This is a genomic window from Borborobacter arsenicus, assembly GCF_003934165.1.
Taxonomy (GTDB): domain Bacteria; phylum Pseudomonadota; class Alphaproteobacteria; order Rhizobiales; family Rhizobiaceae; genus Pseudaminobacter; species Pseudaminobacter arsenicus.
The window spans coordinates 1-23,079 of sequence record NZ_RKST01000031.1; the positions used below are offsets into that span (position 1 = coordinate 1).

General features: G+C 60.3%; 23 protein-coding genes and 1 pseudogene. 6 read left to right on the forward strand and 18 right to left on the reverse strand.

The features are described 5' to 3' along the window. Positions 1-118 (forward strand): annotated as a pseudogene (locus EET67_RS21960) (IS5/IS1182 family transposase); the annotation flags it as partial. Here the strand turns inward: EET67_RS21960 and EET67_RS21965 are convergent. From EET67_RS21965 to EET67_RS26145, 3 genes are all read right to left on the reverse strand, one after another. Next, positions 115-468: a hypothetical protein gene (locus EET67_RS21965; RefSeq protein WP_128628365.1), complete on the reverse strand. Its 354-nt coding sequence runs from the start codon at positions 466-468 to the stop codon at positions 115-117. The pseudogene EET67_RS21960 and the gene EET67_RS21965 sit on opposite strands and share 4 nt — an antisense overlap. A 141-nt stretch (positions 469-609) precedes the next feature. After that, positions 610-990, reverse strand: a complete 381-nt coding sequence (locus tag EET67_RS26665; protein WP_425359542.1) for a helix-turn-helix transcriptional regulator — start codon at positions 988-990, stop codon at positions 610-612. Beyond that, positions 888-1,439, reverse strand: a complete 552-nt coding sequence (locus EET67_RS26145) for a hypothetical protein (protein WP_245451124.1) — start codon at positions 1,437-1,439, stop codon at positions 888-890. Before EET67_RS26145 ends, EET67_RS26665 begins: the two co-directional genes overlap by 103 nt. A gap of 565 nt (positions 1,440-2,004) precedes the next feature. Between EET67_RS26145 and EET67_RS21975 the strand changes: the two genes are divergently transcribed. Further along, positions 2,005-2,994, forward strand: coding sequence for a hypothetical protein (locus tag EET67_RS21975; RefSeq protein WP_128628367.1), 990 nt, complete (start codon positions 2,005-2,007; stop codon positions 2,992-2,994). A gap of 101 nt (positions 2,995-3,095) precedes the next feature. On the opposite strand, the gene EET67_RS21980 is transcribed toward EET67_RS21975, so the two are convergent. The 9 genes from EET67_RS21980 to EET67_RS22020 all read right to left on the reverse strand — a co-directional run bounded on the left by EET67_RS21980 (position 3,096) and on the right by EET67_RS22020 (position 11,979). Beyond that, positions 3,096-4,337: an alpha/beta hydrolase gene (locus tag EET67_RS21980; RefSeq protein ID WP_128628368.1), complete on the reverse strand. Its 1,242-nt coding sequence runs from the start codon at positions 4,335-4,337 to the stop codon at positions 3,096-3,098. A gap of 174 nt (positions 4,338-4,511) precedes the next feature. Beyond that, positions 4,512-5,507 carry an HAD family hydrolase gene (locus EET67_RS21985; RefSeq protein ID WP_128628369.1) on the reverse strand — a complete coding sequence of 332 codons (996 nt, stop codon included), beginning with the start codon at positions 5,505-5,507 and terminating at the stop codon, positions 4,512-4,514. Positions 5,508-5,524: 17 nt separating this feature from the next. Beyond that, the gene (locus tag EET67_RS21990; protein WP_128628370.1) at positions 5,525-5,893 is read right to left on the reverse strand and encodes a DUF1622 domain-containing protein; all 369 of its coding nucleotides are present in this window, start codon (positions 5,891-5,893) and stop codon (positions 5,525-5,527) included. Positions 5,894-5,899: 6 nt separating this feature from the next. After that, a complete protein-coding gene (locus EET67_RS21995) occupies positions 5,900-6,817 on the reverse strand; it encodes a formylglycine-generating enzyme family protein (RefSeq protein WP_128628398.1) in 918 nt (305 codons plus the stop codon). 84 nt (positions 6,818-6,901) lie between these two features. Further along, the gene (locus tag EET67_RS22000) at positions 6,902-7,759 is read right to left on the reverse strand and encodes a bile acid:sodium symporter family protein (RefSeq protein WP_128628371.1); all 858 of its coding nucleotides are present in this window, start codon (positions 7,757-7,759) and stop codon (positions 6,902-6,904) included. Positions 7,760-7,827: 68 nt separating this feature from the next. After that, positions 7,828-9,384 carry an arylsulfatase gene (locus tag EET67_RS22005; protein WP_128628372.1) on the reverse strand — a complete coding sequence of 519 codons (1,557 nt, stop codon included), beginning with the start codon at positions 9,382-9,384 and terminating at the stop codon, positions 7,828-7,830. A gap of 63 nt (positions 9,385-9,447) precedes the next feature. Next, positions 9,448-10,959 (reverse strand): arylsulfatase, encoded by a 1,512-nt coding sequence (locus EET67_RS22010; protein WP_128628373.1) that lies wholly within the window; start codon positions 10,957-10,959, stop codon positions 9,448-9,450. 41 nt (positions 10,960-11,000) lie between these two features. Then, complete coding sequence (locus tag EET67_RS22015) at positions 11,001-11,456, reverse strand: YidH family protein (protein WP_245451133.1); 456 nt, start codon at positions 11,454-11,456, stop codon at positions 11,001-11,003. A 43-nt stretch (positions 11,457-11,499) separates the two neighbouring features. Beyond that, positions 11,500-11,979 (reverse strand): hypothetical protein, encoded by a 480-nt coding sequence (locus EET67_RS22020; protein ID WP_128628374.1) that lies wholly within the window; start codon positions 11,977-11,979, stop codon positions 11,500-11,502. A 379-nt stretch (positions 11,980-12,358) separates the two neighbouring features. Between EET67_RS22020 and EET67_RS22025 the strand changes: the two genes are divergently transcribed. The 4 genes from EET67_RS22025 (at position 12,359) to EET67_RS22040 (ending at position 18,347) form a co-directional block, all read left to right on the forward strand. Further along, positions 12,359-12,586, forward strand: coding sequence for a hypothetical protein (locus EET67_RS22025; protein WP_245451135.1), 228 nt, complete (start codon positions 12,359-12,361; stop codon positions 12,584-12,586). A gap of 146 nt (positions 12,587-12,732) precedes the next feature. Further along, positions 12,733-13,587: a transporter gene (locus tag EET67_RS22030; RefSeq protein WP_245451137.1), complete on the forward strand. Its 855-nt coding sequence runs from the start codon at positions 12,733-12,735 to the stop codon at positions 13,585-13,587. 60 nt (positions 13,588-13,647) lie between these two features. Then, a complete protein-coding gene (locus EET67_RS22035; RefSeq protein ID WP_245451139.1) occupies positions 13,648-15,780 on the forward strand; it encodes a mechanosensitive ion channel family protein in 2,133 nt (710 codons plus the stop codon). Positions 15,781-16,268: 488 nt separating this feature from the next. Next, the gene (locus EET67_RS22040; RefSeq protein WP_245451141.1) at positions 16,269-18,347 is read left to right on the forward strand and encodes a mechanosensitive ion channel family protein; all 2,079 of its coding nucleotides are present in this window, start codon (positions 16,269-16,271) and stop codon (positions 18,345-18,347) included. 110 nt (positions 18,348-18,457) lie between these two features. On the opposite strand, the gene ydiK is transcribed toward EET67_RS22040, so the two are convergent. The 6 genes from ydiK to EET67_RS22070 all read right to left on the reverse strand — a co-directional run bounded on the left by ydiK (position 18,458) and on the right by EET67_RS22070 (position 22,987). Continuing rightward, the gene (gene ydiK / locus EET67_RS22045; RefSeq protein WP_128628377.1) at positions 18,458-19,528 is read right to left on the reverse strand and encodes an AI-2E family transporter YdiK; all 1,071 of its coding nucleotides are present in this window, start codon (positions 19,526-19,528) and stop codon (positions 18,458-18,460) included. A gap of 189 nt (positions 19,529-19,717) precedes the next feature. Next, on the reverse strand, positions 19,718-20,080 hold the full coding sequence (locus EET67_RS22050; RefSeq protein WP_128628378.1) for a hypothetical protein: 363 nt from the start codon (positions 20,078-20,080) through the stop codon (positions 19,718-19,720). A 156-nt stretch (positions 20,081-20,236) separates the two neighbouring features. Next, positions 20,237-21,472 (reverse strand): HlyD family secretion protein, encoded by a 1,236-nt coding sequence (locus EET67_RS22055; RefSeq protein WP_128628379.1) that lies wholly within the window; start codon positions 21,470-21,472, stop codon positions 20,237-20,239. Beyond that, positions 21,469-22,032 carry a hypothetical protein gene (locus tag EET67_RS22060; protein WP_128628380.1) on the reverse strand — a complete coding sequence of 188 codons (564 nt, stop codon included), beginning with the start codon at positions 22,030-22,032 and terminating at the stop codon, positions 21,469-21,471. The genes EET67_RS22055 and EET67_RS22060 overlap by 4 nt, the downstream gene beginning before the upstream one ends. Before the next feature lie 85 nt (positions 22,033-22,117). Further along, a complete protein-coding gene (locus EET67_RS22065; protein ID WP_128628381.1) occupies positions 22,118-22,393 on the reverse strand; it encodes a hypothetical protein in 276 nt (91 codons plus the stop codon). Between the two features lie 207 nt (positions 22,394-22,600). Continuing rightward, on the reverse strand, positions 22,601-22,987 hold the full coding sequence (locus EET67_RS22070; RefSeq protein WP_128628382.1) for a response regulator transcription factor: 387 nt from the start codon (positions 22,985-22,987) through the stop codon (positions 22,601-22,603). Between the last annotated feature and the right edge of the window lie 92 nt (positions 22,988-23,079).

Genomic DNA, 23,079 nt, shown 5'->3' on the forward strand with positions numbered 1-23,079 from the left:
ACTCAAACACTTCAGGGCGGTGGCCACAAGATACGACAAGCGTGACGACAATTTCCTCGCATCCGTCCAGCTCGCGTCAATCCGCATATGGCTGCGAACTTATGAGTCGGTCACCTAGCGGCAGACGAATTTGACCCGTCCGCCCGACTGGGTTTCGTTTTGGCAGATCAATGGCCGCGCCGGCTCGGATTTCGCTTGCGCCAGGGCGGCGGGAGGCGTCTTGCGGCGAACCGTTCTGGTCGGCGGCTTTTTCCTGACTACGATTTTTTGCTCAGGAGGCGCTGGCGGCGGCGGGAACGCCGCCGGAACGGAACTTGCAGCCTGTTTGGGCTGAATGCCGAACAGGCCGGGCATCATATATTGTCGCTGGAACTCGATCGAGCCGTCCGAGGTCTTCGTACAACCCGCCGCACCGAGCAGTCCGCAACACGCGAAGCCCGTCAGCATCGTCCGCACCAAACCGCTCATTGCCCAGTCCCCTCCACACCGCATCGGCGAGGCCGTCGGTCAACAAACGGCCCGAACGGGCGGGACGACAGCATGGGATTCTGTCGCCCTTGTGGCGAAATGCGATTCCCGACCGCCGTCGAACGGCAAGAAAGCCGGCCATCACGGGAGCGCAGACGCGAATCCCCCGGAATTGGACCACTGTTTCGCGGAAACGTCGTCGAAATCGTCTTCATGCGACCTGAAATCTTCGGAGGAAGCGACCGCTCGCCGCCGTGTCTGGGACGGGCTTTCTCCAAAAATACTGCGATAGTAGACGGCAAATCGCCCGAGATCCGAAAAACCGTGATCGAGTGCCGTGTGCGTGACGCTTGCCTGGGACGATCCGGGCATCCGCAGGGCACGGTGGACAGCCGAAAGGCGCCTCAGGCGCAGATAGGTCATCGGGCCGGTGCCAAGCGTTTCGAAAAATGCACGATGAAGCGTGCGCCGTGAGACCATGAGCGCCGAGCACAGTTCCGAGATGTGCACCGGACGGGCCATGCCAAGCGCATCGACATAGTCTTCCACGTCGCGGACCAGCCTTGCGCCGTTGCGGTCTCGTCTTTCGCCATGTTGCGATATTTCGCAGACAATCCCGGCGAGAAACGCTTCGATAAGCGATCGTCCGATGAAGTCGAGCCAGCCGGGGAGCGCGGCACAGTTCCCTCGCACAATTGGCGAACCTGCGTCGTGATCGCCGCGCGGGTTGCCTGTCGAATCGACGGTGTGGGGCGGAACCGGTAGATGCTGGCCCAGAACTGCGGATTCTCCAGTGCGGGTTCGCCGGCCATATGTGCGACAATTTCGTCTTCGCCGAGTGTGATCGTTGCGTAGCGCGAGTGCCCGGTAAAATGGCCTTCCTGCTCGACCGATTTCGGAAACACGATGACGTCGCCGGGGATCACGTCATAGTCCCATTGCGAGACCTCGCCGCTGCTTTCCAGCATCATACCGATCGTTATCGATTGCGCGTTCATGACGCCCCGCGCTCTTATGTCGGGGCTGAAGTCGCTGGCGCTGAGAGCCAGGGATCCGAGCCGGACATGCATCAGATGGCCGGTGAGCAAACCTGGCGCCAGTTGCACGATGCTGAGATCTGCTCCGTGCGTTGCCTCTCGAAGATCTTCTGCGCCGCGCAGTTCGAAGGAGTGGACACTAAGCCCAGTGGAAGGTGCACTGACGGGTGCGGATCGGTCGCCACATATGTGCAACCTTGAATGATCGTCTTCCAGGTCGGCCTGGCGGCTATGCTCGGGCATGCCAACACCCGCTCGTTGCCCCCCAGGCCACACCTTCCAAATACCATTTTTGGCACAAACTGCATAGCTGGGACCGTACGGACAATTTAACTTGCAAAAAGTCGATCTGGGCGGCGGCTTACTAGTTATCGTCCGAAGGATACGGAATGCCGGCAGGGTTTCACCGAATATAACAAGACGAAGGATTGTCGACCTGCTAGCCGCCAGCTGGCGAAGCATACGTTTCTTGGGCGCGCCTTTCGTGAGGGATGAGGCGATGCACAATGTTGCGCAACCCAGCAAGCCCGACGAAGACGAATTCACCTCAAGGGTGCCGGACGAAGAGGTACGCACCGCCCTGGAGCGTTTGCTTGCGGATTCCCGCTTCCGTGCATCCGAGCGAAACCGCCGTTTCCTTCGCTTCGTCCTCGAGGAAGCGCTTGCGGGACGAGGCGACAGGATAAAATCCTACATCATCGCCGTAGAAGTGTTTGGGCGAAGCGTCGACTTCGATGCCGAAACCGATCCCATCGTCCGGATCGAGGCGACGCGGTTGCGGGCCGCACTTGACACCTATTACTCCGGTCCCGGCAGGGAGGAGACGATCCGCATCAGCCTGCCCAAGGGCCGCTATGTGCCCGCCTTCGAGGCAACGCCAGCCGACGAGGACCCCGCACCATCGCAGTTCGAGCCGCTTAAGCCGCTGCTGGCCCTTGGCAGGGCGCGGTCAGCGCGCGGATTGCGGCACTATGCCGTTTGGTCGATGGCCGCCATCGTGCTTGCCAGCGTCGTATTCGGGATGCTCTTTCTTCGCGGTTTTCCCAGTCGATCCTCGCCCGAGCCTCAGACCACCATTCGCATAAGCCCCACGGTTGCGGTTACCAGCCAAGCCACGGAAAGCCTCGGCGCCCAGGGTCTCACGCAATCCCTGCAACTTGCGCTGACCCGCATCCGTGGAGCGCGCATCATATGGGTGCCGCCGAATGCTCCTGCGCTGGCGACGCCCTCCGATGAGTTTGGCGCGGGCAAGACATACGATGTCGCGTCCACGCTTCGAATTGACCGCGATACGTTGCGGGTTGTCTGGCGGCTGTCCGACGCCACGACCGGCGAAATCATCCAGGCGGATTTCATGGACCTCGATGCAACGGGCGGATCCACGATCGCCGTCGAAGATCAAGTCGCCCAGACCATCGCCTCGCGCATCGGTGCGCTGATGGATACCCCTCCCTCGAAAGGAAAGGGGGCCGCCGGACAGGTCAGATGAGCTCACGACCTAAAGCGCGTCGCGATCTTTCAGATTCGCTTGTCCCGCTTTAGGTCGTTTTTGCGCATGTCTTTTTCCCGAATCCTGAATGTCGATTGGTCCTAGCCGCCGGGCGGCACTTTCGCTTCGGCCTGGTTCTGCAAGATTTCACCGACTGCCGCAGGTCTTGCGGGCTGGGGGCGAGGCTGGAGCACGTTGACCGGTGCCGATACAGTGGTCGCAGCGATGCTCCCGACTGTGTTTGCGGTGCCCAAAAGGACTGCGCTGATGCCTTCACCGAGGTTGACGTCGGTCGAAGTCAGGGCTTGTCCGGCAACCAGCCGCTCGCCGATCAGGTGCACGATCTCCGGGCTTTCCGCGAATTTGGCATGGCTCAGCCGGTCGCCTGTCCGCAGATTGGAAAGATCGATCACGGTGATGCCGGCCTGTTCGAGGGCGCTGCGGTAGGGCTCCTCGGCCGGATTTATCGCACCAACCCGCTTCACGCCGCCGGAAATCAGCTTCGACATGGCAAGCGCCTTGTCGTCCTGCGAAACGAAGATCGTGAACCGGGGATGGCTATCGCCCATTTCCGCCCATTGGCGTGCGAAGACGTTTACGTCGAGGTCCGGGGAGGCAAGGATCACATTCTTGATCTTGGCGGGAATCCGGCCGTTACGGATGCCCATCTGCCTCAGCGCTTCAACTGTCAACCAGGTCCCCATCGAATGGGCCAGCACGGTGATGTCACTGACCGAGCGATCCGAGGCGAGCACCTGGAGCGAGCGTTCCAGGGCGACGCGGGAGAAATTGGCGCTTTCCTTGTCGTAGACATAGTCGAACACGCTGCCGCGTGACGGCCAGGTGAACAGGATCGGCACGGCGTCCGCGTTCGAGTCATGGACGATCTGGGCAAAGCGGAGCACCGCATCGGCGAAACGATTGTTGAAACCATGCACGAAGACAAGCACGCGGCCGCTACGGGCCGCACCTTGACGAATCCATCTGCGCGCCTCGTCCGTCGTTTGCCGTTTGACGGCAATGACCGCGAACTCCTTTTCGGGGTTGGGCGGAACTTTCGTAGGCCACTGGACCGTTCCCGATTCCCGGGCACTATCGGGAGGGATCGAGATATCTATGGTGGTCAGCGACAGGATCGGGCTGCGCTCTCCAGTGAACAAGGTTCCCGGATCTTGGGAGGGTTGGCGGCTCGTCGCAACCAGCATCGAGACCTTAGAGGCCGAGGCCGGAACCGCCGCCTCGCCTACCGGCTGAAACACGTTGGCCGGAGCGCTGCCGCAGGCGGTCAGACCAAGACAGCCCAGCAGGACGAACCACTTCGTTCCTTGAATTAGCGACATCATGCCGATGGTCCCCGTTCTCTCCCGGCCCCCGGCATCCGTTGCGCGCTAGGCCGGCACAACGTCGCTTGCCCTTAGAGCATCGGACCGAAAAGTGGACCCCGGTTTTCGGAATATTCCGATGCTCAATCAAAGTGCTAGAGCGTCCTTAGTGCGTCCAATTGGACGCACGGCGCTCTAGTCAAAGGGAAAAATCTTGCGCCAGTCAACTTTCATGTCGACGACGGTCCAGTCCCTGGTGTTGGCCTCGTCCAGCGCCTTGTCCAGCTTGCCTATGGGTGAGGTCCGGTCATAGGCATATTCACGCACACCGTCGGTGTGATGGACGAGGCCAACAAAGCGACGGCCGTCGCCGGCGGCGGTCCATTCGAGCATCTGCTGGTCGCCATCGGAATTGCCGAAGGCGAAGATCGGTCGCCTGCCGATGAAACGGTTGATTCCGACAGGCTTGCCGGGGCCGTCATCAACAAACTCGACCTTGGCTTCCTTCACGATCTCGGGCTTCCCGTCCGGCCCAAGCTGGAATTTCGTTGCGCCGGACGAGCCGACGACCTGCTCGGGCGGGATGCCGTAGGTATGTTCGGCAAAGCCTCGCATGAATTCGACGCCACCGCCCGACACGATGAAGGTCTTGAAGTCGTTTGCCCTCAGATAGGCCAGCAATTCGAGCATGGGCTGATAGGCAAGGTCGGTATAGGGGCGGTTGAAGCGCGGATGCCGCGCGGTGGACAGCCAGTCGGAGACGGTCGCGGCGAAAGCCTCGGTCGTGGACCCCGCATGTGTCGCGGCCATGATCTCCCCCAGACCCTTTTCACCCGAAGCCAGGAGACCTTTCATGTCATCCGCCAGCAATGCTGCAAAAGGCTGCCGGTCCTTCCAATCCGGATGCTCGGGTGCCAGTGCCTTGACCCGATCGATCGCGAAAATGAACTGGAAATAGATCGGCTGTTCGCACCAGAGCGTGCCGTCATTGTCGAATACCGCGATCCGCTCCTCCGGTACGACATAATCCTCGCCAAGCGTCGTGACCGCATCGACGAAGGCAATGATGCTCTGTTTGGCCGCGCTGTCATCCCAGGAAGGCAACGGGTCCGCAGACGCCATGGCGCTGGCGGCCAGGACGAGGGTGATGCAGATAAGCAGTCGCTGTAACCAGGCCACCATGCCTCGCATCGCTTTCTCCATCGGGCTTATTCCGTTCTCGGCGTCTCGGCCTCTTCCTGCAGTTCGCGCACTTCGCGCTGGTCACGTTCCAGGAAGAAATTGAGGAAGGTTCGGATGACGGCGATTGCAGCGATCCGGCCGATATCGTCCCAGGTCGGTGTGCTCGACGTCTCGATGATGTCTGCGGCGAGCTGGAATGTGAGGCCTGCCACCAGCCAGCGGGAATACCGTATCCAGACGGCCCGAACCTCATGCTCGCTCTCATGATTCGAGATGAGCACTGCTGCGATCCTGAAGACAGCTTCGACCGTGCCGGCGACGATGACGAACAACGCTATGAGGTCGATAGCCGGGACGGCCAGTTCGGTCAGTCGCAGCAGCCATTCCCTGAGCATCGCATGCTATCTCGTGCTGTCGGGGCGCAGAATGCAGCGAAAGCCCAGATGCGAGATGGAGGTGTCGATCGGCTGCGCCATTCTGGCAGCGGGCCGATAGCGGCGGCAATAGTTCGGCGCACAAAGGTGCGAACCGCCCTTTGTGACCTTGCGCGGGATTCTCACCTCCTGTTCGGATGGGTGGTAGCTGTTCTCGCGAAGACCGCCGCGCGGGTTGGCCACCGTGCAGCAGGGGCTGTCGATCCTGCTGTGGTCCTGATACCAGTCGCAGGTCCACTGCCAGACATTGCCGGCCATGTCGTGGAGGCCATAGGCATTGGGGGGAAAAGAACCGACCGGTGCGGTGTATTCGAAGCCGTCATCGAGTGTGTTGCGATGGGGAAACTCGCCCTGCCATGTGTTGGCCATATGGCGGCCGCCGGGTGTCAGTTCGTCACCCCAGACATATTCGGCCGCATCCAACCCGCCGCGCGCGGCGAATTCCCATTCGGCTTCGCTCGGCAGTTCCTTGCCCACCCAGCGGGCATAGGCCTCGACATCCTCATAGGCGACATGGACAACCGGATGGTCCTGCAGCTTCTTGATGCTGCTGGCCGGCCCGCGCGGGTGGCGCCAGTTCGCGCCTATCACATAGACCCACCAATTGTAGTGATTGCGGAGATCGACCGGGCCTTGTGGAGCTCTGAAGATCGTGGAGGATGGCGCCAGCATCTCAGGCAGCGCGCCGGGATAGTCGGCGGGATCGGCAGGCTTTTCGGCAAGCGTGACATAGCCGGTGGCGGCCACAAAGCGTTCGAAGTCGCGATTGGTCACGGTGAACCTGTCCATCCAGAAGTCCCCGACACGGACGCGGTGAGCCGGTGCTTCCTCCGGATAGTGACTGTCCGAGCCCATCAGGAATTCGCCGCCCTCGATCCACACCATGTCCCGAAAGCGCGTATCGGTTTTGCCTGTATCTCTGGCTTCAATATCATTCCATGAGGGGAGAGGATCGGCCATCTGTTCACCTTAAATCTGGGCAGCATGAGTGTGCGTGCGCCATTTCACGTAAGGCACCGACACGATGGCGCCGATGATGAGATGGCTGAGCATCACCACCAGGGCGGCCTTCTCTTCCGGGAAATTGAGACTGGCGATGGCGATGGCGACACCTGGATGGCGCGTGCCGCTCGCCAGTGCCAGGACGGTGCGGTCTTCGGGATGCGGTCCGCCGAGCAAATGGCCGACGGCGATGCCGATGAGCGTGAAAACAGCCAGGGCGACGACCATTCCATTGCCGACCAGCGCCCAGAGCGCAGGCCAGGCGGTGACGAGGACGGGGACGACAGCGACGGCAAGCAACGCGGTCGCCGCCACCGAGATCGGATGCGCAATGCGCGTCGCCAATGCCGGGGCAAAATACCTGACCAGAACGCCGGCGATGAGCGGAACGATCACCGAGATAAGGACCACTCCGCCGACATTGGCAGGAGGCTGGTGGATATCACGGCCTGTCGACATCCCCAGCAACTCGATGACGGTCGGCACGAGAATGATAGCGACGAGCGCCGTCGCGACCAGCAGTCCGATCGTATAGGATTCGCTGCCGCCGGCCTTCTCCTGCTTTGCCGGCAGCACAGGAGGCACAGGCGAGACAGCCAGCGCTATGAGCGCAATCTTCACGACGGGCTGCGGGTCAATCAACACTACGATCGCAAACGCGACCGCAAGCATGACGATGTTCATCGACAGGATCGAGCGCAGGAGGAGCGAAGGTCGCCGCAGCAGATAGGTGGCATCCTGAAACGTGGCAGCGAGCCCGAGCGCAAAGACGATCAGGAACATGCTTGCATTGATGGCGAACGGAATAAGCTGGGCCAGCGTCATGGCGTTCCTGTGGAACCCCCGTTCCTGTCACTCAGGCGGCGTACGACACGCCGCCCAAGCGGCGATATTCAGTGGTACGCGCCCCCTGCAGCTTCCTGCATCTTCTCCATCGCCTGGTCGATGGTAAAGGTGTTCGGCTTCTGCACAGGTGGGAAATCCTTGAACGTCTCAAGGAACTTCATGACGAGTACGTTTGCGGTAAGGATGATGTAGTCGTTGTACAGGATCCAGTCGTAATAGGTATTCGAAGTGATGTCCGCATACTCGTAAGGATCGGTGCGCAAATTGTAGAGCTTCGGCAGTCTCAGGGGGATGAACGGCTCTGCCCAGACGCCGAGCGTGCCCTTCAGCCGCTGCTCCATGAACACGACCTTCCAGTTGTCGAACCGCAGGGCGAGCACGTCGCCATCGTCGCTGAAATAGAAAAAGATCTGGCGCGGGCTCTTGTCCGTCTCGCCTGTCAGGTAGGGAAGCAGGTTGAAGCCGTCGATGTGGTTCTTGTAGGTGCGCCCGATCGCCTTGTAGCCCGTCTTCAGCTTTTCGACGACGTCGGTTGCGCCGGCGATGGCGAGGAATGTCGGCAACCAGTCATGGTGCTGCACGATGCCGTTCGCGACCGAGCCGGCCTTGACCTTGCCTGGCCAACGCACAAGCAGCGGTATGCGGAATGCGCCTTCCCAATTGGTGTTCTTCTCGCTGCGGAAGGGCGTCGTGCCGCCGTCCGGCCAGGTATTGCGGTGAGGACCGTTGTCGGTCGAATACTGCACGAAAGTGTTGTCGGCGATGCCGAGTTCATCGAGCAGGTCGAGCATCTGGCCGACATTCTTGTCGTGGTCGATCATGGTGTCGTGATAGGGCGACTGCCAGCGCCCGGCCTGCCCCAGGCTTTCCTTCTTGGTGTGGGTGAAAAGGTGCATGTGAGTGGTGTTCAGCCATACGAACCACGGCTTGCCGGCCTTTTCCTGGCGCTTGATGAAGTCGCTCGCGGCCTCAACGAATCCGTCGTCGCAGGTCACCATCCGCTTGGCTGTGAGCGGGCCGGTGTCCTCAATCTTCTGCTTGCCGACCTTGCCCCAGCGGGGCATTTCGGTCGGATCGTCCTTGTCGGTCGCCCAGGAGTGGATGACGCCCCGCGGGCCGAAATTCTTCTTGAAGTTGGGGAAGTCCTTCTCGGGAGGATAGTTGTACATCTCCGGCTCTTCCTCGGCGTTCAGGTGATACAGATTGCCGAAGAATTCATCGAAGCCGTGGTTGGTCGGCAGCATATGGTTGAGATCGCCGAGATGGTTCTTGCCGAACTGCCCCGTGGCATAGCCCTGTTCCTTCAGCAGGGCGGCAATCGTGACGAGCTTCTCGTTCATGCCGACCGGTGCTGCCGGGATGCCGACCTTGGAAAGCCCTGTGCGGTAGACGCTCTGGCCGGTGATGAAGGACGACCGGCCGGCGGTGCATGACTGCTCGCCATAGGAATCGGTGAACAGCATGCCCTCCTTGGCGATCCGATCGATATTAGGCGTGTGGTAGCCCATCAGGCCGTGCGTGTAGCAACTCAGATTCGATTGCCCGATATCATCTCCCCAGATGACGAGGATGTTCGGCTTGCCTGATTTCGATGTATTGGCCATTCCTGCCTCCTGTCATGAATGCGGCTCCGGGCGGCGAACCCCGCCACCCGGAATGCCATGCCCTCAACTCTTGGGCATCATCTTCTCGAGTACCTGGTCGATGCTGAAGCTCGCGGGCTTCTGGCGCGGTGGAAACTCCTTGAAGCTTTCGAGCCACTTCATGAGGAACGGTGGCCCAGCGTACTGAAGGAACAGGTTCTCGACGAACCAGTCGTTATATTTGAAGCTCTCTTCGCCGCGTTCGAAGGGGTCGCTGCGCAGATCGAACATCTTGGGAATCCGCATCACCGACAAGGGCTCGCGCCAGACGTCGAGGCCCTTGCTGCGCTGTTCGGCGAAGACGATCTTGTAGCGGCCCAGCCGCATTGCCATGCAGTCACCGTCGTCGCTCCAGTAAATGAAGCCGTCACGCGGCGATTTGTCTTCCTTGCCGGACAGGAAGGGCAGTAGGTTGAAGCCGTCCAGATGGACCTTGAAGGTCGCGTCGCCGATCTTGTATCCCTTCTTCACCTTCGCCACGAGTTCGGGTTCGCCATTTGCGGCGGCGAAGGTCGGGATGAAATCCTGCAGCGAGCAGATGTCGTTCACGACCTGACCGGGCTTGATGACGCCGGGCCAGCGCATCACGCAGGGCACACGCCAGCCTCCCTCCCAGTTCGTATCCTTCTCGCCGCGGAACGGAGTGGCTCCACCATCCGGCCATGACAGCACCTCGGCGCCGTTGTCGGTCGTGAAGACGACGACGGTGTTGTCGGCAATGCCTAGCTTGTCGAGCTTGTCGAGCAACTGGCCGACATAGCCGTCGAGTTCGACCATGCCGTCGGGATAAAGGCCAAGCCCGGTCTTACCCACGGACGCCGGCTTCAAATGCGTAAACACATGCATGCGCGTCGGGTTGAAGTAGCAGAGCCAGGGCACGCCTTCCTTGTGCTTGCGGTCGATGAAATCGAGGGCGGCAGCGAGAAATTCCTCGTCCACGGTCTCCATCCGCTTGCGGGTCAGCGGGCCGGTATTCTCGATGGCCTGCTTGCCAACCTTGCCGAATTGTTCATCGACCGTGGTGTCGTCCTTATCCGTTGCCTTGCATTTCAGGACGCCGCGCGGACCGAACCTTTTGCGGAAGGCGGAATCCTTCGGGTAGTTCGGATATTCGGGCTCTTCCTCAGCGTTGAGGTGATAGAGATTGCCGAAGAATTCGTCGAAGCCATGCAGGGTGGGCAGGTGCTCGTTGCGGTCGCCCAGATGGTTCTTGCCGAACTGACCCGTGGCGTAGCCGAAGTTCTTCATAAAGTGCCCGATCGTCGGATCTTCGGCCTTGATGCCGAGCGTGGCGCCGGGCATGCCAACCTTGGTCAAGCCCGTGCGGATCGGCGACTGCCCGGTGATGAAGGCGGCACGGCCCGCGGTGCAACTCTGTTGGCCGTAGAAGTCAGTGAACATCGCCCCTTCACGAGCGATGCGGTCGAGGTTGGGCGTCCGGTAGCCCATGATCCCCATATTGTAGCAACTGAGGTTGAACCAGCCGATGTCGTCGGCCATTACGAACAGGATATTGGGCTTATCTTCCTTCGCCATCTTTGTATCCTTTTTCGTTTCAGATGTTTCGCTCCATGACCCTAGAAGAATGGCCCTACCTGAAAGGCCATGCTGATGATTGCCGCGACGCCGACGACCAGCAGTATGAGTGCGGTGATCAGTGTCATCGATGGAGGGAACCTGCTTTCGGCGTGGACAAGACCGGCCTGGCGCATCGCTTCGCGCTCATGGCGCAGACCCTGCATGAATTGCAGATGGTAGATGATGCCGATCACCAGCATGACGATGCCCAGCAGGGCCAGGGTGAGGCCGAAATTGCGCGGTGCGGCAGCATGCGTGAGCGTGCCAGCCTCACGCAGCTTTTCGAACACCTGGAAGATCGTGAACCCGAAACTGATCAGCGACAGCGATGTACGGATCACCGACATCAAGGTCCGGTCCGCACTCATTCGTGTCCGCTGGAACGACATGCCCGTTCGGCGAGACGACAGCTCGACCGACTTCTCATCGGATGTCAGGTTCGTTTTCGTTTGCATGCGGCTCTTCGCCTTCAGTGCTCACGCACTTCTTGCAGGTCCCTCAGAGCTGGCACCTGTGATATTTGAACGACATGTCCGGGAAGCCGGGGGCAAACCGCTCGAAGCTGTCCTGTCCGGTCACCCGGAAGGAGGCGGACATGCTTTGGAACATCATCGCGTCGGAGCAATCCAACAGCACGGAGAAGTGGTCCTTCTCCTGATGGACACTGCCTGCGGTGCAGCTCATGTTCGATCCGATGATCTTGCTGCCGGAGACGATGATGCCTGTGGTCGTGCTGGAAGCCCGGTCCCGGAAACGGATTTGCGCCCCGTCCTTGATAAATGTCTCGGCGCAGTCCGTTCCATCCATCGTCCACGCGCCTTGCAATCCCTCCAGCCCGGCGGCGGCTGCCACCAGGGGCCAGCAGAGTAAGCCGATAGCCGTCAATGTGACTGGAAACCGTCGCTGCTTCATGGCGCCGCCCGACGTGCCGTCTTGTTGGAATAAGTGGAAGACTAAATCGATGCCGCTGCGATGCAACCCGTCGGCCGAGCAACATCAGGTTACGTTACAGTAAATTCGGCTGCGATCGCTCTTGAGTGCTTGCTATACTGGCGATGGACAGTCCGAGCCTGTCATCAGCTGTCATCGCCGATATGGACGGCGGCTCCCCGTGGGGGCGCGCCATTGTTACCGTTACGTGCTAGCCTACCGGTCTGCCCGGTAGCATTCTTTCCATGCAGGCAGCGCATGCAAGGTCGCGCCCGTAAAGCGCGGGATCGCTGGATGTACTGGACGCCTGGCCCCTTCCGCCGCTACGCCAGTCTCCGCATGACCGATCTGGCGTATACGGCTTGTCGAAAATGTCGTCGCAATGTCGATGGATTCTGCTCGGGACCGCCGGGGATTGATCAGGCTCATGCTGAAGATGCCTGCCTTGCGGGGCGAGCTTCAATTGTTGAGCACGCGAAGAAAAGAAGTCCTCGGTCTTTGCGGTGCTTTCGAGGAGGCAAGCTCGACTCTCGACCGCCTTCGCAAGGAAGGTCAGGAGAAAAACAGGGAAATCATCGCGGAATATGAGGCTCTCTGCGCCGAGATCGAGCAGGAGATCATTTTCATGTGCCTTGACGGGGGCGACCAGGAATAATCCCCGAGCACTTTTTTTCAACGCTGTTCCCGGGCGGAATGGCACGGTGCTTGCTGCGACCTGCCGATTGTTACAGTAACGTACTGGCTGGAAAAACAGCTATTCGTAAAGATGCAGCCCGATTTGAGGATTTCAATGGTTGCTCAATGGTTGCTCGAAATCTTCCCGGTCTCGTCAACCAGGTTCCGGCCTTGCGCAAGCGCCATCGCCTTGCGGGAAGCTTGTTGGCACTCCTGACGGTCCTTCTTTCCACCGGGTCTAGTGCGCAGGAGCACGACGCAGACGAACTGTCCAAGCAGTTGTCGAACCCTGTCGCAAGCCTCATCAGCGTGCCCTTCCAGAGCAATCTGGATTTCGGTGCGGGTGCCGATGGAGACGGGTTTGCCTATACGCTGAACACACAGCCGGTCGTTCCCTTCTCGCTCAACGATGACTGGAACCTGATTTCCCGGACGATATTGCCGATCGGCTTTCGTGACTATTTTCCCGGCGACAACGTATTCGGCTTGGGCGATGTGACGCAGAGCCTGTTTTTTTCGCCCAAGGCGCCCGGACCGGGTGGATTGATCTGGGGCGTCGGGCCGGTCTTCCTGCTGCCCACGGCGACGGATGATTTCCTGGGAACCGGCAAGTTCGGTGCCGGCCCGACGGGCCTTGCGCTGGTACAGGAAAAGGCATGGACGATTGGCGTGCTGGCCAACCATATCTGGTCGGTCGCGGGGGAAGGCGATCGGCCGGACGTGGACCAGACATTCCTGCAGCCCTTTCTTTCCTATGCCCTGGGCGGTGGCCGATCTGTCTCGCTCAACGCGGAGTCGACCTACGACTGGGAACGCGAACAATGGACCGTTCCGCTGAATATGACCTTTTCGCAGGTCACACAGGTCGGAGCAAAACCGGTCAGCTTTCAGGTCGGCGTCAGATACTACGCGGAAGCGCCCGAAGACGGTCCGCAATGGGGCCTCCGGGCCGGAATAACCCTGCTCTTCCCGGAAAAATAGGCCGGCTGAAAGCCCGTCGGGAGCAAGGCGACCGGGAAGCCAGGACGAGGGAGATTGCTCATGCGTATGGCAGTGAGCACCATATCGCAACAAGGATTCTCGCTCTTTGCTGCCAGGCTTGCGACGGTGCTGGCGATTGTGTGCCTGCTGCAAGGGAACGTCGCCCACGCCCAGACGGCGCAGCCTGCGCCCCCGGAAAAGGTGCAGCAGATCATCAAGCTTCTTGATGATCCCGATATCCGGAAATGGCTGGAAACAAGGGGGCCGCCTGTCGGTCGCTCCGAAGTGCCGCGCTCCGAAACCCTTGGCTGGGAAAAAGCGCTCCGCGACCATATCCGTGCGATGCGCAATGCGTTCCCCTATATTCCTCGCCAGGCAGCCGAGGCGTTTCGCAATGTGCGGCTGGAACTCGACAACCATGGGCTGAGCGCCCTGATCGTTCTTTTCGCCGGCTTGCTGGCCGCCGGGTTCGGCGCCGAATGGTTGTTCGGGCGTACGATGGCAATACAGCTTGGGCGGCGCATCACGCCGGCGAACGCGATCACGCCGGGCGCCGCACGTGCCGCACGCCTGTTGGCGGAAGTCGCGCCGTTGCTCGTATTCTCCGTCTTCAGTCTCGGCGTGTTCCTGGTCTTCGAATGGCCTGTCCTGGTGCGCGCCCTTATCGCCACCTATCTGGCTGCCGTCATCATCTTCCGCGTCACGATTGCGCTAGGCAGGGTGGTGCTCGGCGTGAAGGACAGCTTCACGACAGGCAAGCCCCAGGCCAGCCTGAGATTGATCCCCGTCGACGATGCCGCGGCGAGCTTCTGGTACCGGCGACTGGTCGTCTTCGCAGGTTCTCTGATCTTCGGCTGGGCAACCGTCGGCCTGCTGCCGCGGCTCGGCTTCTCGACCGACGTGGTGCATCTGGTCTCTTACCTGCTGGGGCTCGGATTGCTGGCCCTGGCAATCGAGATCGTCTGGCGCCGGCCACGTCCGGCCGGTGTCACGCCATGGACACACATATCGAATTGGCTTCTTACCCTTTATCTCATTATCCTCTGGGGCGTGTGGGGCCTTGGTGTCAGCGTGCTGTTTTGGCTCGGCATCTATGCCTTGCTGCTGCCGCCCGCCTTGGTCGTGACTGGACAGGCAGCGGCGGCACTTGCCGAGCGGCGGCAGGATTCAACTCCAGGCAACCCGGTCCACTCAATACTGATCGTTCGCGGCGCCCGCGCGTTGGTCATTCTGCTGGCCGTGCTCTGGATGAGCGTCGTGCTCAAGCTCAATCCGGGAACGTTGGCAGCCGAAAGCGCCGTGGCTACACAGATAATGCGCGGGGTCCTGCACGGTATCATCACCCTGCTTGCAGCCGACCTGCTCTGGCATCTGGCGGCAAGCTATATCGATCGGAAACTTGCGCTTGCTGCCGCTGACGACACCATCGGCGCGGCAGAGGCGGCGCGCCGGGGCCGCCTGCGCACGCTGCTGCCGATCTTCCGCAACATGCTGGCTGTTTTGATCGCCGTGGTTACCACGCTCATGGTGCTGGCCGAACTTGGCGTGCAGATCGCGCCGCTGATTGCCGGGGCCGGCATCTTTGGCGTCGCCATCGGTTTCGGCTCGCAGACCCTGGTCAAGGACGTCATCAGCGGCATCTTCTACATGCTGGATGATGCGTTCCGGGTCGGCGAATATATCCAGAGCGGCAGTTACAAGGGTACCGTGGAATCCTTCAGCCTTCGCTCGGTCAGGCTGCGCCACCACCGCGGCCCGGTTTTCACCGTCCCGTTCGGCGAACTTGGCGCGGTGCAGAACATGAGCCGCGACTGGGCTATTGACAAGTTCCTGATCCGCGTTCCGTTCGACACCGACATCAAGAAGGTGAAGCGGCTGGTCAAGGAGATTGGCGCCGAGTTGCTGGCCGACCCGGAGCTTTCCTCCTACATCATCGAGACGGTGAAGATGAAGGGCGTCGAGCAGTTCGGCGACTTCGGCATCGAGCTGAGCTTCTCGGTCATGACCAAGCCCGGCTATCAGTCCTACATAAGGCGGCGGGCCTACAACATGATCCGTGACAGCTTCATCGAGAACGGCATCGAATTCGCCCAGCCCACGGTCCAGGTGGGGGCCGACGACAAGCCTTCCGCGGCGGCAGCGGCGGCGACCGAGATCGCGCGCGAGAAAGCCAAGCAAGCGGTACAGGGCTGATGCCTGCCCCCCCGTTTCGGCGGTACGCCCAACGAGATCGTGCCCCGCAAGGGCGGATGCATCCAGCTGGATCACCGGCCCCTTGCTGTTCAGCAAATGATGCGACGTCTGTACGCGTATTCTTCGGCAATTACATTGTTGCCCGCGTAACTTACACCCCCTCGCTGGCACCATCAGCGGCCCGGGCTTAGTCTGGTGAAACCGGCAGGCGCGCGATGACCCGGAAAGTGGAGCGACAGGCAAGCGAGAAGCGTTTCGGCGGCACTGCGCCGATTTTCGCAGTTTGAACTGGCGATCCGCAGATTGCTGGACCGGAGTGAGGCTTTGCCGACAGGTGCGAGGAGCTTGTTGAAGCGGAACTGGCGCTGCCCTGGCACGCCAGCTTGCCCAGATCGGGGGCGCGGGAAAAGCGCGAGGCAATCATGAGATACACCACCCCAGCCCATTTAGTTCATGTGCTGCTTTTGGCGTCTGTCATGGTGGCAACAATGTCTGCAGCCTCGATGGCGCAGACCTCGCAACCCGCAACTGTGCCGGTGGTAGACGAGAAATTCCAGACATTCATCAAGATGCTCGACGATCCCGATATCCGCGCAAAGCTGGAAGCCATGGCAGTGCCCCCGGCCAACAAGCCGGATGCGCCGGCCGCTTCCCCGATTGCCACATGGGAGGGCACGATCCGCAACCATCTGGCGGCAATGCGCGATGCGTTTCCGCGCATCCCGGGCGAGGCCGCAAACGCGGCCAGGACCGTGAAATCAGAAATCAACAATCGCGGCTTTGCCACGATAGTTGGTCTCTTCGCGGCCTTGCTCGCCCTTGGCTTCGCGGCCGAATGGCTGTTCAAGCGGGCGATAGAGCGGGTGAGACCCACCACCGGCCAGGCAGCCGAAACCGAAAGCAAAGATGGCCGTGCCGTCCGGCTGCTTGCGGAGTTGGTGCCGCTCGCCGTCTTTTCGCTGGTCAGCGCCGGGGTCTTCCTGGCGTTCCAATGGCCCGCTTTGCTGCGCCTCGTCATCCTGACATATCTGGTTGCCTTCATCGTCGTGCGGCTGGTGATGGCGTTTGGCAGGATTCTCCTCGCTCCGGTGGGCGCCCCCAGCCCGTCGGAAGAGCGAGGACATCTCCGACTGGTTCCGGCAAGCGATGCCGAGGCCCATTTCTGGTATCGTCGGCTGACCATCTTCGCCGGTTACCTGATGGCAGGCTGGGCAACCGCCAGCCTGCTTCCGGCACTCGGCTTTTCGCCCCCCTCGACGCGCCTCATAGCCTATCTGCTGGGCATCGGCCTTCTGCTCCTCGCCATCGAGATCGTCTGGCGCCGTCCGGACCGGGCGGCTGCAACGCAGCGACTGAGCGCTAGGGACTGGCTCCTTACCATCTATCTGATCGTTCTTTGGGGGTTGTGGGTTGCGGGTCTGAGCGGCCTCCTGTGGCTCGGCATCTATGCGTTGCTGCTGCCGAAAGTCTTGATCATAGCAGGCCAGGCAGCGGAGGCTCTAACTACGCGGCAACAGGAAGCCGCGTCGGCGAATTCGATTCGGACCGTGATGATCAACCGTGGCGCTCGCGCGCTGGTGATCCTGCTTGCGGTCCTGTGGCTGGCGATGATCTGGCGCATGAACCCAAGCGCATTGGCCGAAAGCAATACCCCGATGACGCGGATCATGCGTGGCATCCTGCAGGGTGCCGTGATCCTGCTGCTGGCCGACTTTCTCTGGCATTTGTCGAAAGCCTATATCGGCCGGAGGCTGGAACTGTCCACGGTCGATGATACGGTCAGCCCTGCCGAGGCAGCGCGCAGGGGTCGCCTGCGCACTTTGCTTCCGATCTTCCGCAACATGCTGGCCGTCCTCCTCGGCACCGTGGCGGTGCTGATGGTGCTGTCGGGGCTTGGCGTGCAGATCGGCCCACTGATCGCCGGGGCAGGCATATTCGGCGTCGCCATCGGTTTTGGCTCGCAGGCTCTGGTCAAGGACGTGATCAGCGGTGTCTTTTACATGCTGGACGATGCGTTCCGGGTTGGCGAATACATCCAGAGCGGCAGCTATATGGGCACTGTTGAATCCTTCAGCCTTCGTTCGGTGCGCTTGCGCCATCATCGTGGTCCGGTATTCACCGTTCCCTTCGGCGAACTGGGCGCGGTGCAGAATATGAGCCGCGATTGGGTGATCGACAAGTTCAGGATCCGCGTTCCGTTCGACACGGATGTCAGGGTTGTCAAGAAACTCCTCAAGGGGATCGGAGCGGAAATGCTCGCCGATCCCGAACTTGCGCCGCAGATCATCGAGACGGTGAAGATGAAAGGCGTTGAACAGTTCGGCGATTTCGGGATGGAGCTGAGCTTCTCCGTAATGACCAAACCCGGCTATCAGTCCGTTATCAGGCGTCGCGCCTACACCATGATCCAGCAGGCGTTCGCAGAAAATGGCATTCACTTTGCGCAACCCACGGTGCAAGTGGGAAGCGGCGACAAGAAGGAGGCGGCCATGGCGGCGAACACCGTGGTTTCGCTTGCCCAGCAGAAGGCCGCTCAGGCTGCGCAAGGTGAACCGACGGCCAACTAGACCATGATGCCGAAAAGCGGGAAGCGGTTTTCGGACGACATCATGGTCTATCTAGTTGATTTTACCGCATGTATGTGGCGCCAAGTGATTCCACTTGGCTGCAACATGCTCTATCGAGGCGGAATTTGTTGCTCGGTTCCCTCTGAAATCCAGGCGGTGAGCAGAGTGTAGGTGACGGCCAGGACCGTTGGGCCAATGAAGATGCCCAGAAAGCCAAAGGCGATCAAGCCGCCGATAACGCCAGCCAGAATGAGCAGCAGAGGCAGGTCCGCCCCTCTCTTTATGAGGATAGGACGTATGAACTGGTCGATCGTTGCGGCTACTATCGTAAATCCAAGCAGCACGGACCCCCACGTGATGTCGTTCGTATAGTACATCCAGATCACAGCAGGAACCAGGACGAGAGCGGGGCCGAGTTGGATCAGGCACAGGACGAACATCAGCGCAGTCAGCAGGCCGGCGAAGGGCAAGCCGACAATCACCAACCCGATCCCGCCGATGACGCTCTGGGCCAATGCGGTAACGACGACACCAAGCGCCACGCTGCGGATCGCCTGTCCTGCCAGGAACACGGCTCTTTCCCCGCGATCGCCAGCGAGCCGTCGGCCAAAGCGAATGAGATAGGCCGCGGATCTTTCGCCGCCGGCATACATGACCGCCGCTATCGCGGCGGTCAGCACAAATTGCAGCAACATGCCGCCTAAGCTTCCGACGGCCGACGCGACCCATTGCGTCAGCGTACCAGCATAGGGTGACAGCTTGGGCGCCAATTCCTGCATGCCGGTCGAGGAGAATTTTGCCCATACATTCGCAATGCTCGCGCCGACCACGGGAACACCGGCAAGCCAATCCGGCACTGGCGGCACACGCATGGAAAGGACTGTGCGCAACAAACCGCGGATGACATCGATATTCGTTACGATAGTGCTCAAGGCCAGCCAGAGCGGGACGATCAACACCAGAAGGATGGTAAGCGTCATGACGACCACGGCAGCCCAGCGGCGGTTGCCGGCACGGCGCTGCACCCAGAGCATCAACGGCCACGTGGCGAGGACCAAGGTCGTCGCCCACAGGATCGCCGGCAGGAAGGGCTGCATTATCCAGAAACTTGCGACGAGCAGCCCGCCGATGAACAGAACGGTGAGGGTCAATCGGCCGATATCCTGCTGGACATGCATCATATCGAACCTCCCAGTTCCGACGAGCATCGGACCCCTCAGCCGTACCACCCGAACCTTTCGGTCATGATCCCGGCACACTGGACATCGTACTCACGGCCATCCGGCAGTTAACGCAATGGCCAAGCATCAGTGCGACGGCCTTTACATGATATCGCGCAGCAAACCGTTGCTCTCCCTGAAGCAGTGCGGTTACTTCGATAAATCATAGGCTTGGCCGGACGTTCTCAGGTCATCAAGCGTCTTGTTAGCACAGGTTCCTGACTGCCCGTCGCCAACTCTGCGGGCTGCGCCGTCAATTGTAATGATACCTGCCTGTCTGCCCGGCGAGAGATAGACAGCAACTCCGTTGGCGTCCAACCTGGAGAAGTAGAAGGCATGATCGACGCCCTGAACCTCGCAGTAGATCAGATATGGGAAGTCCTTGAATGACAAGTCTTCGGTGAAGACCGGCGTCGCAGACAAAACGGCAAGCGAGCAACTGGCGGCACCAATCGAGGTCAATCTCTGCCGTAGCCAGTCCAGGCCAGTTTCCGGGGAAGACAATGTGATCATTCGAGCGATCTCCGTTTGGGCATCCTGGCTGCGAATACCTGTGCAAGCGTCAAACTGACCCTGACCGCACCCTCGCCAATTGATCTCTGTGCGGCCCGCCGGGCAGCTCGTCCATTTGCCAAACCATATGCCGAGCCGCTGGCCGGAGACTCCCCGCTAGTGGCCTCCCGAGAAGACCAGCGTCTTCACGGGAAGAAGGATTGCCTGGATCCTGAGGACGATGGCGTGGACGATTCCGACTGTATCGATGAGATGAAGATAGAATCGCTTCAGTGTGCTCAAGTCCTGCGTATCGAGTATGTCGTGATTGTTGGTGTAGGCGTTGGCGATGCAGCTGCTGCCGGGCGGAACGCCTTCGAAGCCGCCCTCGAACAGCGGTTCGAGATAAACGGTGATCGTCCCCGGCTGGGCCACCTGCTGGGCATCGATCAACTGATCGGACGCACGAATCTGTCCTGTCGCTATCAGTCCCTGAACGTTGGTCACGACCATCGGAATGATGGCCATAGGCTTGGAAATGCAAGTGACTTCGGCCACCATCCCGACTGACATCACCTGAGCTTCCAACTGGTTGAAGCCAGCTATCAGCCCCCACCGTCCCGCTTCCGAGGGGATCAGGACACCCGCCGGACGCATCAGCGGGTTGACGATGTCGCCCTTTCGAAGCGTGAACTGCTCGAGCGTGCCGCTGATACCGGCGCGCACGGTCGTCTTGTCAAGCTCGACCTGAGCCTGAGCAAGCTGGGCTTCGGCACTTGCCTTCTGCGCCGGCAGAATCGAAGAGATCTGGGTCTCAATCGTCTGCTTGTTGGCAATGACTGCCGACAGGTTGGCTTGCCTTCCATTGACGACATTCTGAAGCCTTTCGATCTCGCGCCGAGCGACGGAAGGGGAATCGCGCCTCATGAGTTCGGTCTTCATGGCGAGTTCGTCGACTGCCTGCTGGTATGAGCTCTGCGCCTCCCCTATCTGGGCGTCGGAGACCACGAGTTGCGACTTGGCAAGCACCACCGAAGCGTCGACCTCCGCAAGGCGGCGGCGCGCGGTCTCCAGAGCCGCCTCCTGTTCCGAACTGTCCAGCTTGAAAATGGGCTGGCCGGCGGTGACCTTGTCGCTGACCTTTACGAGAACCTCTTCTACACGGCCCGATCCTTCCGGAAGGATCGGCACGGTCCGATAGAACGACACGGCGTTCGACGTCGATGGGTGGAAATACAGGATAAGCGTGAAGAGCGTGATCGTGAGGGCGAGGCACGTCGTTATCCCGTATCGCAGTTCGAACCATACCGAATACAGCGTGATCTCATGGCCTATCCTCTTTCCCTGGACGAAGCGTCGATAAAGAAAATCGGGAAGGACCGTTATTACCGAACAGAGAAGCAGCTCGATCATGACTCAAGTTTCTCCTTGAGCTCCGGATGAGGCCGTTTATCGGCGGCACTCCCGCTTGGCGCCTGTTCGTTATCGCTGCCCGCTTGATAGCTTGCATCATTGTGGTGGCTGCCGCCCGTCCCGCCCGGGCCGGGCGGTAGACTACCAGCGGGCGACATACCCAACGCGATCTCCTCCCGCGCCGGGGTCGATGTTGCCTCAATTCTTGGCCGACGCCAGCCGGCCATCTTGGCCAGCGAGTCGGCCATTCCGGCCAACGGTGCATGGAGGTCGGGGATAGGAACAAGTGCGAGAAGCAGGGCCGCAACCCAGAACCAGTTGTTGTGGGTGAACAGCGCCAGTAATGCCAGCACGGCCACGACTTCGAATTGCAGCTTGTTGGCGTTGCCATGCGCAAGGTGCTCAGGCAGCGCATGCAGCCTGAAGTACAGGCTGCCCAAGCCCACAATCGCAAGGACGAGGAAGATTGCGCAGCCGATCAAGAATACGTCTGATTCGCCCGGCGCCGTTATGAACACAGGAAGATGGTGAGGGGCTGCTGGATGTATCGCGTTCGTCATCACCGCTCATCTTTCGGGTTACGCCAATTACGACTGGCAGTCCCGTTTTTCGCCGCGCAAGACACCGGACGAAATTCTACAATGATCATCCGTCAGCCTCTGTGCTCTCCGCACCCAATAAATACCGAATGATCTCGTCCTCGAGTTCCGCGACAAAAGAGGTATACTCGACAATCTCGGCCGGACGTTTCGGCCTTTCTTTCTTCAACCTGGTCAGCGTTTCGCGCGCGAGGCGATAATCTTCGCACAGATCACGCAGAACGTCGTCCGTGGCCATGCGGGACTTGATGAGATCAGCAACGTCCACGAACCGAGCCAAAGCGGCTGTCAGCGGCATTGACCGGTTCTTCGGATCCGCCATGGGTCGTCAATCCATTGACCACGTTGGTCCATCCATTCATGGACCTCCCCGCTCCCGGCGCAAGTAAGTTACTGTAACCGGAAGATGCCCACAAACCGTGCGGCCAGATGACAGTGAGCCGCAAGGCAAGGGCCGTAACGCTACCCGCCAATAGGGCCTGCAATCGCTTTGTCTGCTCGGGAATATTTGGAGGTGCTGACGTCGGGATCAACTCGGCTGGATGCCGGCAGAGGCTACAGCACCGTTGATCGCATCCATCAACAATTTGCCCGAAACCGGCTTCTCCAGATAGGCACTGCAGCCTGCGGCAGCGGCTGCTCCACGTGTTGGTTCGCTGTCATCCGCAGTCACCAAGACCACTGGCACCCGGATTCCGGCGCTGGACAGCCGGCATAACAACTCGATCCCTGAAATGCCTCCGAGATGAATGTCCAGGACCAGGCAATCTGCCTCCGCGGGCTCCGCATCCATCTGAAACTCTTCCGCCGACGCAAAGGTCCTGACTTCCAGGCCGTGTGCCTTTAGCAGGCGCGCGATCCCCTTCAGAAATTCGCTATCGTCATCGACTACATGGATGAGTTTGCCTTCCAACATGGCGATCCGCCTGCCTCGACATATGAACGCATGACGCACCAGCAGTGCACCCTTCGCAGGGAATTAGATAAAGCTCATCTTCGTCGATGCAT

Excerpts from the sequence above, each read along its gene's own strand:
- EET67_RS21975 (WP_128628367.1), top strand. The coding sequence starts at position 2,005 with ATGCACAATGTTGCGCAACCCAGCAAGCCCGACGAAGACGAATTCACC.
- EET67_RS22005 (WP_128628372.1), bottom strand. The coding sequence starts at position 9,384 with ATGGCCAATACATCGAAATCAGGCAAGCCGAACATCCTCGTCATCTGG.
- EET67_RS22055 (WP_128628379.1), bottom strand. The coding sequence starts at position 21,472 with ATGATCGAGCTGCTTCTCTGTTCGGTAATAACGGTCCTTCCCGATTTT.
- ydiK (WP_128628377.1), bottom strand. The coding sequence starts at position 19,528 with ATGATGCATGTCCAGCAGGATATCGGCCGATTGACCCTCACCGTTCTG.
- EET67_RS26665 (WP_425359542.1), bottom strand. The coding sequence starts at position 990 with ATGGCCCGTCCGGTGCACATCTCGGAACTGTGCTCGGCGCTCATGGTC.
- EET67_RS21985 (WP_128628369.1), bottom strand. The coding sequence starts at position 5,507 with ATGCGAGGCATGGTGGCCTGGTTACAGCGACTGCTTATCTGCATCACC.
- EET67_RS22015 (WP_245451133.1), bottom strand. The coding sequence starts at position 11,456 with ATGCAAACGAAAACGAACCTGACATCCGATGAGAAGTCGGTCGAGCTG.
- EET67_RS22070 (WP_128628382.1), bottom strand. The coding sequence starts at position 22,987 with ATGTTGGAAGGCAAACTCATCCATGTAGTCGATGACGATAGCGAATTT.
- EET67_RS22040 (WP_245451141.1), top strand. The coding sequence starts at position 16,269 with ATGTCTGCAGCCTCGATGGCGCAGACCTCGCAACCCGCAACTGTGCCG.
- EET67_RS22035 (WP_245451139.1), top strand. The coding sequence starts at position 13,648 with ATGCGTATGGCAGTGAGCACCATATCGCAACAAGGATTCTCGCTCTTT.
- EET67_RS22065 (WP_128628381.1), bottom strand. The coding sequence starts at position 22,393 with ATGGCGGATCCGAAGAACCGGTCAATGCCGCTGACAGCCGCTTTGGCT.
- EET67_RS22050 (WP_128628378.1), bottom strand. The coding sequence starts at position 20,080 with ATGATCACATTGTCTTCCCCGGAAACTGGCCTGGACTGGCTACGGCAG.
- EET67_RS22000 (WP_128628371.1), bottom strand. The coding sequence starts at position 7,759 with ATGACGCTGGCCCAGCTTATTCCGTTCGCCATCAATGCAAGCATGTTC.
- EET67_RS22060 (WP_128628380.1), bottom strand. The coding sequence starts at position 22,032 with ATGACGAACGCGATACATCCAGCAGCCCCTCACCATCTTCCTGTGTTC.
- EET67_RS21980 (WP_128628368.1), bottom strand. The coding sequence starts at position 4,337 with ATGATGTCGCTAATTCAAGGAACGAAGTGGTTCGTCCTGCTGGGCTGT.
- EET67_RS21990 (WP_128628370.1), bottom strand. The coding sequence starts at position 5,893 with ATGCTCAGGGAATGGCTGCTGCGACTGACCGAACTGGCCGTCCCGGCT.
- EET67_RS22025 (WP_245451135.1), top strand. The coding sequence starts at position 12,359 with ATGCTGAAGATGCCTGCCTTGCGGGGCGAGCTTCAATTGTTGAGCACG.
- EET67_RS26145 (WP_245451124.1), bottom strand. The coding sequence starts at position 1,439 with ATGATGCTGGAAAGCAGCGGCGAGGTCTCGCAATGGGACTATGACGTG.
- EET67_RS22010 (WP_128628373.1), bottom strand. The coding sequence starts at position 10,959 with ATGGCGAAGGAAGATAAGCCCAATATCCTGTTCGTAATGGCCGACGAC.
- EET67_RS21995 (WP_128628398.1), bottom strand. The coding sequence starts at position 6,817 with ATGGTGTGGATCGAGGGCGGCGAATTCCTGATGGGCTCGGACAGTCAC.
- EET67_RS21965 (WP_128628365.1), bottom strand. The coding sequence starts at position 468 with ATGAGCGGTTTGGTGCGGACGATGCTGACGGGCTTCGCGTGTTGCGGA.
- EET67_RS22030 (WP_245451137.1), top strand. The coding sequence starts at position 12,733 with ATGGTTGCTCGAAATCTTCCCGGTCTCGTCAACCAGGTTCCGGCCTTG.